This is a genomic window from Virgibacillus sp. Bac332 (assembly GCF_003667785.1).
In the GTDB taxonomy this organism is placed as follows: Bacteria; Bacillota; Bacilli; order Bacillales; family Amphibacillaceae; genus Virgibacillus; species Virgibacillus salarius.
In genome coordinates, this window is record NZ_CP033046.1 from 2,774,367 (window position 1) to 2,787,684 (window position 13,318).

At 36.6% G+C, this 13,318-nt stretch carries 11 protein-coding genes and 1 pseudogene; 10 read left to right on the plus strand and 2 right to left on the minus strand.

Annotated features, from left to right (window positions below):
- Nucleotides 1–288: 288 nt before the first annotated feature.
- From D9782_RS13185 to D9782_RS13235, 10 genes and pseudogenes are all read left to right on the plus strand, one after another.
- A complete protein-coding gene (locus D9782_RS13185) occupies nt 289–1,479 on the plus strand; it encodes an ROK family transcriptional regulator (protein WP_080668727.1) in 1,191 nt (396 codons plus the stop codon).
- A 3-nt stretch (nt 1,480–1,482) separates the two neighbouring features.
- Entirely contained in the window at nt 1,483–2,478 is a 996-nt protein-coding gene (locus D9782_RS13190) for an asparaginase (protein ID WP_034679381.1), read from the plus strand.
- 15 nt (nt 2,479–2,493) lie between these two features.
- Entirely contained in the window at nt 2,494–4,059 is a 1,566-nt protein-coding gene (locus tag D9782_RS13195; RefSeq protein WP_121604977.1) for a glutathione ABC transporter substrate-binding protein, read from the plus strand.
- A gap of 55 nt (nt 4,060–4,114) precedes the next feature.
- Nucleotides 4,115–5,035 (plus strand): ABC transporter permease subunit, encoded by a 921-nt coding sequence (locus tag D9782_RS13200; protein WP_026682207.1) that lies wholly within the window; start codon nt 4,115–4,117, stop codon nt 5,033–5,035.
- A gap of 23 nt (nt 5,036–5,058) precedes the next feature.
- A complete protein-coding gene (locus D9782_RS13205; protein WP_034679379.1) occupies nt 5,059–5,946 on the plus strand; it encodes an ABC transporter permease in 888 nt (295 codons plus the stop codon).
- Between the two features lie 16 nt (nt 5,947–5,962).
- On the plus strand, nt 5,963–6,949 hold the full coding sequence (locus D9782_RS13210) for an ABC transporter ATP-binding protein (protein ID WP_205601733.1): 987 nt from the start codon (nt 5,963–5,965) through the stop codon (nt 6,947–6,949).
- Nucleotides 6,949–7,920 (plus strand): ABC transporter ATP-binding protein, encoded by a 972-nt coding sequence (locus D9782_RS13215; protein WP_121604978.1) that lies wholly within the window; start codon nt 6,949–6,951, stop codon nt 7,918–7,920. The genes D9782_RS13210 and D9782_RS13215 overlap by 1 nt, the downstream gene beginning before the upstream one ends.
- Before the next feature lie 393 nt (nt 7,921–8,313).
- Nucleotides 8,314–9,365: pseudogene (locus tag D9782_RS23595) on the plus strand (leucyl aminopeptidase family protein).
- A complete protein-coding gene (locus tag D9782_RS13230) occupies nt 9,362–10,051 on the plus strand; it encodes a copper homeostasis protein CutC (protein WP_026682203.1) in 690 nt (229 codons plus the stop codon). The pseudogene D9782_RS23595 and the gene D9782_RS13230 overlap by 4 nt, the downstream one beginning before the upstream one ends.
- Before the next feature lie 12 nt (nt 10,052–10,063).
- Nucleotides 10,064–11,356 carry an alpha-L-fucosidase gene (locus D9782_RS13235; RefSeq protein WP_121604981.1) on the plus strand — a complete coding sequence of 431 codons (1,293 nt, stop codon included), beginning with the start codon at nt 10,064–10,066 and terminating at the stop codon, nt 11,354–11,356.
- A gap of 105 nt (nt 11,357–11,461) precedes the next feature.
- On the opposite strand, the gene D9782_RS13240 is transcribed toward D9782_RS13235, so the two are convergent.
- Complete coding sequence (locus D9782_RS13240) at nt 11,462–11,980, minus strand: spore coat protein (RefSeq protein WP_026682201.1); 519 nt, start codon at nt 11,978–11,980, stop codon at nt 11,462–11,464.
- An 80-nt stretch (nt 11,981–12,060) separates the two neighbouring features.
- Nucleotides 12,061–13,110 (minus strand): C45 family autoproteolytic acyltransferase/hydrolase, encoded by a 1,050-nt coding sequence (locus tag D9782_RS13245; RefSeq protein ID WP_026682200.1) that lies wholly within the window; start codon nt 13,108–13,110, stop codon nt 12,061–12,063.
- Nucleotides 13,111–13,318 lie beyond the last annotated feature (208 nt).

Consider the following 13,318-nt stretch of genomic DNA (forward strand, 5'->3'; position numbering starts at 1 on the left):
TTGTTTTTGCTATTTGTCAAGGGAAACTTAGGGATTTACTCCAATGTACAGTTTACAGCATTTAGATAACATGGTTTCATCTGAAGATAAGTGGAAAATAATAGCAGATACGAAATATCGCAAGAAATAAATTAGTTAAAACATTCTAAAAATTAGTTGACTAATTTTTCGAACTAATCTATACTATTAATAACTTCACAGGAGAAACTATTTGGTTAAATACTGGAAAAATATAATAAATAGTAAAAAATCAATGGAATAAGCCATTTAATTCTGGTTATTAATTACATGATGTTAATAGGTGATCAAATGAAAATTAAGAATCAAGATTTTTTAAAAAAAGAAAATAGAAGTTTAGTCTTAGAAATAATTCTTAATCAAGGTCCGATCTCACGTGCCGAAATTGCCAAACAAACGTCGATGAGTCCTACTTCTGCTTCTCGAATTGTTGCATCATTACAAGAAAATAAGCTAATAAGAGAGATGAATATGTCTAGCGAAGGAATTGGCAGGAAGGCCACTTATTTTATTCCAAATGAACATTCTGTATTCTCAATTGGTGTTGAAATTGACCAGAAAGTTATTCGGATCGGTTTAATGAATTTTATAGGAAAGTTAACCATTCTGAAGTACTTTGACTATCAATCAATAGATCCAGTGGCAACAGTTCAATTTATAGCAGACCATATATTACAAATGATTGACGACGAAAATCTTACATCGGATCAAATTGCTGGAGTTTGTATTGGCTTACCAGGACTTATTGAGAATGACAAAGGTGAGGTGAAATTATCTGCGCAATTTGATTGGAAAAATATCCCTTTACAAGAGATGGTTGAAGAGAAAGTAGGCTTTACCGTATTCGTGGACAATGAATTAAAATTGAAAGCGCTTGCTGAGTATATTAGTGATCCTGAACCAAAAAAAGCGTATATGGCAATGATTGGTTTTGGTAGTGGGGTAGGTTCTGCGTTAATAAAGAAAGGAGAAATCTATCGAGGTGAAGGAAACTTCTCAGGAGAAATCGGACATACTATCGTTGATCCTTATGGAATTTATTGTCCATGTGGGAATTTTGGCTGTCTCCAAACGTATATTGCTGAAAAGTTTTTGTTAGATGAAGCATCTAAAACAAAAGAGATTGAAAATATTCAGGCCTTAATCATTGAATATGAAAATGGAGAAAAGTGGGCAAGAAATATAGTTGATAAAGCAATTACCTATGCAGCAATTACGATTAATAATGTTGTTTGCGTATACAATCCAGATTCCGTCGTTCTTGCTGGTAGTTTAATTGAAAGGTTTCCGCAAATTAAAGATCAAATTATTGAAAAGTGTGAGAATCAGATGTGGGCACCTGTCATGAAGACATTTCAATTACGCACTACAAAAACGGGAGAAGATGGCGTTGTGATAGGAGCTGCCATGATTGTACTACAGCATTTTATAAAAAATATTCATGAAAAGAGTGGGGTTTAACCTATGATATCAACACCTATTATTGCTGAAGAATATAGAGGAGGAACATTAGAAAATGTTCATCAGGGATTGATTTGTGTTTTAAATGAAAAGAAGGAAATACTTTATGAATACGGTGATGTAAAGCAGTCCGTTTTTTATCGGTCAGCGATGAAACCATTACAAGCAATTCCCTTATTCACCACAGATATTATGGAAAAGTATGATTTAACAACCGAAGAAGCAGCTTTATTTACGGCATCTCAAAGAGGTGAATCCTATCATCAAGAGGCTTTAGAACGTTTAATGAATAAACTGCAATTGTCAGAAGACATGCTGGTTTGCCAACAGAGCTATCCCTTAAATGAACAACCAAAGATTTCCTATATCTGGGAGCATTTACCTAAACGTAAACTTTTGCATAATTGTTCTGGTAAGCATTTGGGGTTTCTTGCTTATTCCAGAGAGAAAAACTATGATCTATCAAACTATGAATGGTTGGGTCATCCGCTTCAACAAGAAGTTTTAAACTATGTAGCAGATTTGTCGGAAACCCCGAAGAAAGAAATGAAAACCGCAATTGATGGTTGTGGAGTTCCTGTTCATAGCGTTCCGCTAAAAAACATGGCTATTTCATTCTTAAAGTTCATTCAGCCTTCGATGATACATGATAGTCGGGTTGCAACGGCTGTAAAAAGAATAGGAGAAGTTATGAACAAACACCCTAGAATTGTCGCTTCACATAACTTTATTTGTACAGCTCTGCTTGAGGATGAAAATATTATTGCAAAAGGAGGAGCTCAAGGAGTCTATTGCTTGGCGTTAAAGAGAGAAAAAATAAGCATTTCCTTAAAGGTGTTAACTGGTTCTGAATTAATTTGGCCACTATTAGTAGCTAAGCTACTACAAAAGTTAAATTATCATAATAAAGAAACGATTGATCGTTTGCTTAATATTCGATCAAACGAAATCTTCAATGATAATGGGAAAGTGGTTGGAGAAACAAAAATTCGATTATAAGAGGGGGAGCAATCGATGACAAATAAATGGATACGTCTAATGATATTACTAGGAATAATAGTAGTTGTATCAGCGTGTTCTTCAGATGCAAATAGTGATAATGATCAAGGAAATAAAGGTGAAGGTGATAAGGAATTAACCATTGCAATTGATCAAAATTTTGTTACATTGGATCCGCAAAATGCTGGAGATACCGTTTCAATTTTTGGTACAAGAGCAATGTATGAAGGGCTAGTAGGTTTTAATGAACATATGGAGATTGAACCTGTTCTAGCTGAAGATTATCAAGTGAGTGATGATGCTTTAACCTATACATTTCAGTTAAGAAAAGACGTGACATTTCATGATGGAGAACCTTTTAATGCTGACGCAGTAAAAGCTAATTATGAGCGTATTATAGATGAGGATAATGATTTACGTGCTAAAAGAAACCTTCAGTATGTGGAAAAACTTGAAGTTATAAATGAGTATGAAGTTGCGTTTATATTAAATCAACCATTCAGTGCCATGTTAAATAAATTTGCAATGGTGCCTTTTATAAGTCCAAAAGCACTTGAGGATGATGAAAAAGACATCGCGTTACATCCTGTTGGGACAGGGCCCTTTAAATTTATTGAATGGAATCAAGGAGACTCACTTGTTTTAGAAAAATATAATGATTATTGGAATGCTGCCAATTCCGATGCAGAGAAGGTTACATTTAAGCCGGTCCCGGAAAACGGCTCTAGAGCTGCTATGTTAAAAACAGGAGAGGCGGATTTTGTTTATCCTGTTCCTCAACAAGATATAAAAGAATTAGAATCGAATAGCGACGTTGTGATTGAAAAAACACCATCTACAATAGCCAGATACGTTTCTATTAATACATTTAAGGAACCATTTAATAATGAAAAAGTGCGAAAAGCAATGAATTATGCAGTGAATAAGGATGCATATATAAAAGTAGTAAAGAATGGGTATGGCAATATATTAGACTCAACCATGTCAACGGAAACACAATACTATACAAAGCAAGAACCATATGAATTCAATTTAGAAAAAGCGAAGGACTTATTGACTGAAGCAGGCTATGAGAATGGGTTTGAGGCAGAGATCTGGGGGAATACAAGCTCAGAAACACTTCAAGGCATGGAATTTATTAAACAACAGCTGGCCGAGATTGGCATTGATGTAACGATTAAGTCAATGGAAGAGGGGACGCTATCTGATGAAATATACACGCCAGAAACACCAAAGGATGCAAAGGTACAAATGTGGTATGTAAGCTGGTCTCCTTCATCTGGAGATGCTGATGGAGCAACTCGCTCGTTGTTTAGTAGTGAATACTTCCCACCAAATGGCGCAAATACAGCATATTACAACAACAGCGATGTAAATACATGGATTCATGTAGCAAATGAAACTTCCAATATTGATGAACAGGAGGAAATTTATGCCAATATTCAAAGTACTGTTTATCGTGAAGCACCTTGGATCTTTTTAGCAACAGATACGATTCTATCAGGTCACCGTAAAAACCTTGAAGGTGTTTATGTTTTACCTGACGGTTCTGTGAGCATTAAAAACGCGCAATTCAAATAAATAGGCTGCGGGAGCTGGTTGTTATCAGCTCCCTTTATTGGAGGTGTTAAAGCATATGTGGCAATACATAATTAAACGAGTGCTTGGACTAATACCACTTGTCCTTGTCGTCTCATTTGTTATCTTTATGTTTATTCATTTAATACCTGGTGATCCAGCTCGATTAATTGCTGGTAAAGAAGCAACATATGAAGAGGTACAGCAGATTCGTGAAAGTTTGGGCTTAGAAAAACCTCTATTCGTTCAATATTTTGATTATCTTAAAAGTCTTTTATCTGGTGATTTAGGTTATTCAATCCAGTCTGGTGCTCCTGTCAGTGAATTAATAGGAGAAAGAATTATGCCTACGCTTGGTTTGACCTTTCTGAGTATTGGATGGGCACTTGTCGTCGGAATTTTATTAGGGATTATTTCTGCTGTTTTTCGAAATAAGTGGCCGGATTATTTAGGGATGCTTACAGCAGTATCTGGTATTTCCCTTCCTAACTTTTGGGTGGGGCTAGTTCTTATTCAACTATTCTCTGTACAATTGGGGCTGCTTCCGACAGGGGGGGCTGATGCCTGGCAAAGTTATCTCATGCCATCGTTTGCGTTAGGTGCAGGAATTATGGCTATGATTGCTAGATTTACGCGGTCTTCATTGGTAAATACCTTGAAACAAGATTATATCCGAACAGGTAGAGCAAAAGGGCTAGGCGGTAATGCAATTATATTTGGGCATGCGTTAAAAAATTCTCTGATTCCTGTGGTAACAATTGCTGGTCTACAGTTTGGATTTTTATTAGGCGGTTCAGTAGTAGTAGAAACCGTTTTTAGTTTTCCTGGACTAGGTCGATTACTAATCGATTCCATCCAAATACGAGATTACCCAGTAGTACAAGCGGAAATTTTACTTTTTTCCTTACAGTTTATTTTGGTGAATCTGCTTGTTGATATCATTTATAGCTTTTTGAATCCGAAAATTCGATATGAGTAAGTGATTGGAGGGATATGGTACGTATGATACAAACAGAAGCTATAACACAGGAACAGTTAGATAAGCAAAGGCAAGGACGTCTATACAGCTTTTGGAAAGAATTTCGTAAAAAGAAGCCAGCGCTGTTTTCCCTATTTTTTATTGGATTTTTAGTTATTGTTATGATAATTGGTCCCTATGTTGTCCCCTATGATCCTGCTGCTCCAGATTATAATAAATTACTAGAATCACCATCATTACAGCATCTATTTGGAACGGATGCATTTGGGAGAGATATCTTAAGCAGACTTGCGGTAGGAGCAAGAATTTCGTTAACAGTAAGTATTTCTGCAGTTTTATTAGGAGCCATAGTAGGGACAGTGCTTGGCTTAATAAGTGGTTATTTTGGTAAATGGATGGATCGTTTAATTATGCGAATATGTGATGTATTATTTGCTTTTCCAGATCTGATTTTGGCAATTGGGATTGTAGCCATTTTAGGACCAGGTTTAAAAAATGTTGTTATAGCCGTGTCCTTTTTTAGTATCCCATCGTTTGCTCGAATCGTAAGAAGTGCAACGTTGGAGTCGAAGGAAATGCTGTTTGTAGAAGCTACAAGATCTATTGGAGCCAGCAATCGCCGTATTATATGGAAGCATATTTTTCCGGAAACTATTCCAACAATTATTGTTTATTTCACGATGAAGGTAGGTACCGCTATTCTAGCAGCAGCTAGCTTAAGTTTTCTAGGACTGGGTGCAGAGCCATCATCACCTGATTGGGGTGCAATGCTGAGTAAATCTCGAGATTATATTGATTCAGCATTTCATTTAGTCTTCTTTCCTGGGTTGATTATTTTTCTTACCGTACTTGCATTCAACGTATTGGGTGACGGACTTCGTGATGTATTGGATCCAAAGACAAAGGATTAATGAAAGGAGGGGTATAATGGAACGCCTACTTCAAGTGAATAATTTACAAACAGCTTTTCGAAATGAAGGCAGGCTGCAAACTGTTGTTCATGGAATTAGTTTTCATGTGAATAAAGGTGAAATAGTTGGAATAGTGGGAGAATCAGGGTGCGGAAAGAGCGTTACATCCTTATCCATTATGCGACTATTACATGATACGCCAGGTGAAATAATTAACGGAGAAATTATATATAAAGGGGAAAATTTGACGCAATTGCCGGAAAAGCAAATGAAAAAGTATCGTGGAAAGGAGTTATCCATGATTTTTCAGGAACCGATGACTTCGTTAAATCCGGTATTGAAAATTGGTAAACAATTAAGAGAATCTATTCAATTACATCTAAAACTATCAAAGCAACAAGCACATGAACATGCAATAAATATATTAAAATCTGTCGGCATACCGCGTGCAAGTGACCTGATGACTGAGTATCCGCATCAATTGTCTGGAGGCATGAGGCAGCGCGTGATGATTGCGATGGCCATCTCATGTGAACCGTCCTTACTGATAGCAGATGAACCAACAACGGCATTAGACGTAACCATTCAGGCTCAAATATTGAATCTAATGAAAGATATTCAGCAAAAAAGCGATATGGGGATACTAATGATTACACATGATTTGGGGGTTGTCGCGGAAGTATGTGATCGAGTGATTGTCATGTATGCTGGAAGAGTTGTAGAGGATTCGACAGTTGAGGCGTTATTTGCTAGCCCCAAGCATCCTTATACAAAGGGATTAATCGACTCTGTTCCTAAAATTGGCAGTGGAAATCAACGCTTGTATTCTATTCCAGGTACGGTACCTAATCCAAAAAATATGCCAATAGGCTGCAAATTTGCTGCAAGGTGTAATGATGTTATGGACATTTGTACAAGGGAGGAACCAAATTTATTAGAGGAAAAAGGACATTCTTGTCGATGCTGGCTCTATCATGACCAGCAGAAAGAGGTGAACATATAATGAATAACGAGATTTTATTAAATGTAAAGCATGTTAAGAAATACTTTCCTCTTTCTAAGAAATGGTTTGTTGAAAAAAAGTATGTCAAGGCAGTAGATGATGTATCGTTTTTTATTAAAAAGGGGGAAACATTTGGGTTGGTAGGTGAATCTGGTTGTGGTAAATCTACGACTGGCCGACTTATTAATGGATTGATAAAAGCTGATACCGGAGAAATAAATTTTCAGGGAACGAACGTAGCAAATATATCGGAAAAATTATGGAAGCGATATCGAAAACCGATGCAAATGGTCTTTCAGGATCCGTACGCTTCCCTTAGTCCAAGAATGAAGGTTAAAGATATATTAATGGAACCTTTAACGATTCATTATCCAAAAATGTCAAAGCAAGAAAAAGAAATACTAGTAAAAGATTTACTTGAAAAGTGTGGAATTAGTGAATTTCATTTGTCAAAATATCCACATGAATTCAGTGGCGGACAACGTCAAAGAATAGGCATAGCTCGTTCCCTCATTCTGAAACCAGAGCTAATTATTGCGGATGAGCCTGTGTCAGCACTAGATGTCTCCATTCAATCGCAAATTCTTAATCTGATGAAAGATCTGCAGGAGGAGTTTGGGCTTACGTATTTATTTATCTCACACGATTTAGGTGTTGTAGAGCATATCAGCGATCGAGTTGGTGTTATGTATTTAGGAAGCTTAGTAGAGATTGCCACGAAGAAGCAAATATTTGCAGATCCCAAGCATCCCTATACCCAAGCATTATTGTCATCCATACCAAAGCCAAATCCAAAAGAAAGAAGGGAACCTATCATGTTGGAGGGAGAAATTCCAAGCGCCTCCAATCCTCCAGTAGGCTGCAAATTTCATACAAGATGTCCGTTGGCGATGGATATTTGTAAACAAAAAGTGCCTGAATTAAAACAAATTGAACAAGAGCAGCAAGTTGCTTGTCATCTATTTGATTAAACGGAATGGAGCAGGGAAATGGAAGGTAAATTTATTGTGGAGTAAAAGGAGTTTTTTGTGTTGAATATAAATGTTGTTTTGATCGAAAATCTGGATGAAAAAGCCCCATTCATTATTCAAAAACAAATGATATTTTATGGACAAACGCATTTAATTCAAGTGAATAATACGTTTTATTTAACTGTAGGTATGAACAAGATGGAGAAAACTATGGAAGACATCCGTTTTTTAGGGGGAGAAACTAGAAAGGCAATTGACACCTATGATATTACAAGTGTATCCATAAACTTTGATAGGCTGTTTAAGCATTATACCTCATATTCGAATAAAGACATTGTCGTCTCATTTATGGAGGGGTGGTATTTAGCTGGGTATTCATTCCTCACCTATCAAATGCGTGAACCAGAGCATGAAGTCTCTCTGCAACTGGGAACACAAGCTTACGAGTATTACGCTGAAGTTGCAAGAGTACGTGCCAATGCCGTCTGTATTGCTAGAGATTTATGTAATGAACCTGCGAATAAATTAACCCCAAATACATATGTTAAGAAAATTAGATCGATCTTTCATGATTCACCCGTCCATGTGGAAATATTAGAATCAGAAGAGGATTTATTAAAGCATGGATTAGAGGCAACTGCAATAGTAGGTAAAGGAAGTTCTCGTTCGCCGAAGTTTGCTGTTCTCACTTTAAAGAATAGTAACGTATCACATATAGGGTTAGTTGGAAAGGGAGTTACTTTTGATTCTGGGGGAACAAATAGTAAGATTGCAAGTGATATTGGGGAAATGAAAATGGATATGGGGGGTCAGCTGCTGTCATTGGAGCAATGAAACTATTAGCTGATATGGAGAGCCCTGTTCATGTAACTGCTGCAGTACCGATCGTGGAAAATGTTTGTGGTAAAGATGCTTTTTTACCTTCTGATGTGATAAAGTACAGAAATGGGCTTACTGTTGAAGTAGGAAATACAGATGCAGAAGGAAGACTAATAGTAGCAGATGGAATCTTATATGTTCAAGACTTAGGTGCAGATACAATCATTGATATTGCTACACTTACTGGTACCATCGGCCAAGCGCTTGGGCTAAAGGTAGCAGGTATATTTAGTAATCGAGAAAATGAGCTTTGGAAGTATAAAGAATTAGGTGACAAAACTGGTGATCACGTGTGGCCAATGCCGGTTATTAATGATTATCAGTATTATTTACAAAGCAATACTGCTGATTTTTCGAATATGAGCTCTTCGAAATTCGGCGGTGCGATTACTGCAGCGTTGTACCTGAACAACTTTATTCAAGAGGAGAAAAAATGGATTCATATAGATATGGCAAATACAGTTAGACCATGGAGAGAAATAGGTTATTATGTTTCTGGAGCATCTGGCTTTGGCGTACGCCTGTTAACAGAATTAATTCTAGAAGAGGTTGGTAATAAGACATGAAACTTGAAGTAATAGTAAATAACGGTATAGAAGCAATCCAAGCAGAAGCATTAGGTGCTGATCGATTAGAGTTAGTATCAGCTATAAATGAAGGAGGACTGACTCCCAGCTACGGTACGATCAAACAGGTGTTAAACAGTGTATCCATCCCTGTCCAAGTAATGATACGTCCGCATAGCTATCATTTTTGTTATTCAAACAATGATATGGAAATAATTTGTGCTGATATTGAACAATTACTGGATTTAGGAGGAAATAGAATAGTGTTCGGTGCGTTAACGGAAGATAACAAAGTGGATACGACTATACTTGAGAAAGTAATTACCATTGATTCTAGTTTGGATATTACATTTCATAGAGCCTTTGATGAAACAGCTTCGTTAACCGATGCATACCGCACGCTGAACAATTATAAGAATGTGAAAAGGGTATTAACGTCAGGTGGAGCAGCTAATTGCGATAACGGTAAAGAAATGCTAAAAAAATTGGTTGAAATGGAAGCAGATTTGAATGGACCAAAAATTATGCCTGGTTCAGGTTTAACGCCATATAATATCAAAGAGATACATGATGCCGTACAGGCTGATAATTATCATTTTGGTAAAGCTGTAAGAATAGACAATGATTTTAAGTATGGATTTGATAAAGCAAGTATGGAGCAAATAAAACAAATAGTAAAAGGGTAGGGAGGAAAATGAATGACATCTACGTTGGATTGGCCAGACAGATACGGGGATCCATCATGGTTTCTTCAGGATCGTTTTGGTATGTTTATACATTGGGGATTATATGCACTAAAAGCAAAAGACGAATGGGTAATGACACAAGATAAAATAGCAAAAAAAGAATATGAAAAGCTTGCAAATCAATTTAATCCAGATTTAGCGGATCCATATGAGTGGGTTGCTCAGGCAAAACAAAGTGGGATGAAGTACATTGTATTAACAACGAAGCATCACGATGGCTTTTGTTTATGGGATAGCGCGTATACAGATTATAAAATTACGAATACAGCCTATGGGAAAGATATCGTAGCTGAATTTGTAGCGGCATGTCGTAACGAAAATATAAAAATTGGTTTTTATCATTCACTTATTGATTGGCATCATGAACATTATACAATTGATGGACTACATCCACAACGTGATGATGAGGCTGAGCGATCGAGAGAAAGAGATATGGTTGTATATCAAACGTATTTATATAATCAAATAGAAGAGCTTGTTACTAAGTATGGTAGAATTGATTATTTTTGGTTTGATTTTTCCTACGATGATCGAGATTGGGGTTGGTCAAAGGGCAAAGGACCAGCTGATTGGCAAGCTGAAAAATTGGAGAATATGATTCTTAACTATCAGCCTCATATTCTATTTAATAATCGATTAGGGCTAGATCGAGGAGTGTATACACCAGAGCAATATCAACCAACAGAACCATTATATACAGATAATGGGAAGAAACGTATTTGGGAAGCATGTCAAACGTTAAATGGCACCTGGTGTTACAATCCAACTAATTTACATTATAAATCCGCAGAAATGCTCATAAAGCTTTTGATCGATACCGTCTCGAAGGATGGTAATTTACTGTTAAATTTTGGACCTACAGCAAGGGGGAATTTTGACTCAGCCTCCACGGATATTTTGAATGCGTTGCAAACATGGATGAATGATCATCACGATGCTATTTATGGTACAGGTGCAAGCTATATGGAATGTCCGCAGGATTGTAGACTTACTCAAAAGGGGAATCGTTTGTTTATTCATATATTCTCGTGGCCGTTTCGTACGATTCATCTGAAAAATTTAGGCAATGTGAAATATGCTAGATTTCTTCATGATCATAGTGAGGTACCTGTAGTAGTTTATCAAGATTCGAACATATTCCATCATGATATGCCTGTAGTTGCTAAAAACGAGACAGTGTTGGAGTTACCTGTTATAAAACCTAAAGTAACTGTACCGGTAATCGAGGTTTGTCTAGGTGAATAGGAGAATTCGCTCTTTCTATATAAAAACCTGTTGCTTTTTGCAAACAGGTTTTTATTTTGCGAATTATTTTTTCAATAATTAAAATTTTGTTCTCGCAATCTTTCGTTACCTATTAAAAAGTTGTTGGAAATGATAATATGTGTTTAATTGTTCCTCACTGGTGGTGTAGGGAACAAATGTCCACCCCATATTCTTTAAAAAATCTTCATAGTTTTCTTGTATTTTTAACTGTTGTAAAGCCATTTCTACATGAATATCTCTTACATGTTGGTCTTGCATCATCAGAGCAGATATAAAATTATCATTTGCCATACTTTTTGCTGAAGTATGGGCTTCAGTGGCAATCCATTTATCATTTTTAGTGGCTGTACTATGTTTTACATTTTGATCAGAATGGGTATTATCCATTGATGGTAATTTAACTGGCTGCTGGTGATAAGGATTTATTAATGCAAGCATTACTAAAACATGAGCATACATCACATTTGATTGTAGCTTAAGAATATTTTTTAACTGGCTACTATTAGCGATGGCAAAGTACATGTTTAATTTACAAAGTTCCCCTTCGTGTGCAGCTAAATGTTCAGACATTAATCCAAGATCAATAGCTGGTAAACGTTCCATTGCATACCTCCATCCATATCGTCTTTATGCTATACCATATGATAGGGAACGAGATTATGTACAATGTCCCATTTTCATAGCTATAGATATTCCATATTTACAAAGGGATCTTTGGCATCGAGTTCTCCTTTAATTCGCTTTGCGTTTAGGTCTTTTCCATACAGCCATTTTTGAAAATCTATAATAAGCGGTTTTCTGTCTCCGCCAAGCGCAAACCATGCTTTTAAATCATTAGAAAAATAAGCAGCGGTATGTAATGTTCCTGCCCATGCTCCATATTTCTTAGAAAACACGCCTTTATCAGTATCATTTAACATTCGAAAGGCATGATAAGGATCAACAGCATGCTGCTGCTGTGAATAGATTGCTTCATAACGTTGATATGAGTCATCCATTCGATAACGGTTCTCTTCTACTAAGTGCTCAAAGTGGTTTGTACAAATATTGGATTGTCGTATTGCGACTGCTCGCGGAGATGCTTCAACAATGCTGGACTTCCCGAGCCCATCCATTAAAACATAACTAAAGGAGTGGCGGTGCGGTATTTCTTTTAGTAATGTTATTGCCTCTTCCAGATTAGCGCAGCTTTCTAACACAATTCTGCCAATCATATTACAAAGAAAACCATCTGCAGATTTTTTTCGATTAATGAAATTATAACCCATAGCAAGACCTTTCTCATTAATTCCATCTGTGCGCCCAGTAATTTGCATAGTTGGTCCTATGGTAGCGTAGCCATTATCATTTGGCTGATACATAACATAACGCCCCTCATAAGTAGAGGGGTCATTATCATAGTTGCGAATCATATAATGTGATCCTGTGAAAATAGAACAGCCACTTCTAATAAATTCCAAATAGTAGCCACCAAAATCTTGGACGGCTTCCTTGATCGTCAGTTGTAACGCATCGGCTAAACCTTGTAGCTCATCCCATATTCCAGGTGCAAAATAAAGGAGCATTTCTTTCACTGTATCAAGTTGAATAATGAAATGGCGTCGCTTCTGTGATTCCCACTGTTTTTTTCGATTAACTAAAATAGGTGTTTGTTTAAGAATTTCACCTTGATAATACCCGAAGTCATAATGGCTACCGCGGTATTCTACAACGTCACTAAAGACGGTCTTCATTTTCGTATCTCCTTTACTGGATAAATAGCGCATTAATCATGCATGTTGAGTGTACTTTATATCTTATAAAATAGATATAAATATGCACCGTATTTAAACTGGAGATGGACAAAAGGATATGCTGTAATTTCAGCCTAAAATATTCATTTCGTAAGTAAATTAGTTCTATTGACGTATTACAGGATGATACAAACAGAAGTAGGCTGGG

What these genes read in the sequence shown, in the direction of transcription:
- D9782_RS13185 (WP_080668727.1), top strand. Translation starts at nt 289, where the DNA reads ATGATGTTAATAGGTGATCAAATGAAAATTAAGAATCAAGATTTTTTA.
- D9782_RS13190 (WP_034679381.1), top strand. Translation starts at nt 1,483, where the DNA reads ATGATATCAACACCTATTATTGCTGAAGAATATAGAGGAGGAACATTA.
- D9782_RS13195 (WP_121604977.1), top strand. Translation starts at nt 2,494, where the DNA reads ATGACAAATAAATGGATACGTCTAATGATATTACTAGGAATAATAGTA.
- D9782_RS13200 (WP_026682207.1), top strand. Translation starts at nt 4,115, where the DNA reads ATGTGGCAATACATAATTAAACGAGTGCTTGGACTAATACCACTTGTC.
- D9782_RS13205 (WP_034679379.1), top strand. Translation starts at nt 5,059, where the DNA reads ATGATACAAACAGAAGCTATAACACAGGAACAGTTAGATAAGCAAAGG.
- D9782_RS13210 (WP_205601733.1), top strand. Translation starts at nt 5,963, where the DNA reads ATGGAACGCCTACTTCAAGTGAATAATTTACAAACAGCTTTTCGAAAT.
- D9782_RS13215 (WP_121604978.1), top strand. Translation starts at nt 6,949, where the DNA reads ATGAATAACGAGATTTTATTAAATGTAAAGCATGTTAAGAAATACTTT.
- D9782_RS13230 (WP_026682203.1), top strand. Translation starts at nt 9,362, where the DNA reads ATGAAACTTGAAGTAATAGTAAATAACGGTATAGAAGCAATCCAAGCA.
- D9782_RS13235 (WP_121604981.1), top strand. Translation starts at nt 10,064, where the DNA reads ATGACATCTACGTTGGATTGGCCAGACAGATACGGGGATCCATCATGG.
- D9782_RS13240 (WP_026682201.1), bottom strand. Translation starts at nt 11,980, where the DNA reads ATGGAACGTTTACCAGCTATTGATCTTGGATTAATGTCTGAACATTTA.
- D9782_RS13245 (WP_026682200.1), bottom strand. Translation starts at nt 13,110, where the DNA reads ATGAAGACCGTCTTTAGTGACGTTGTAGAATACCGCGGTAGCCATTAT.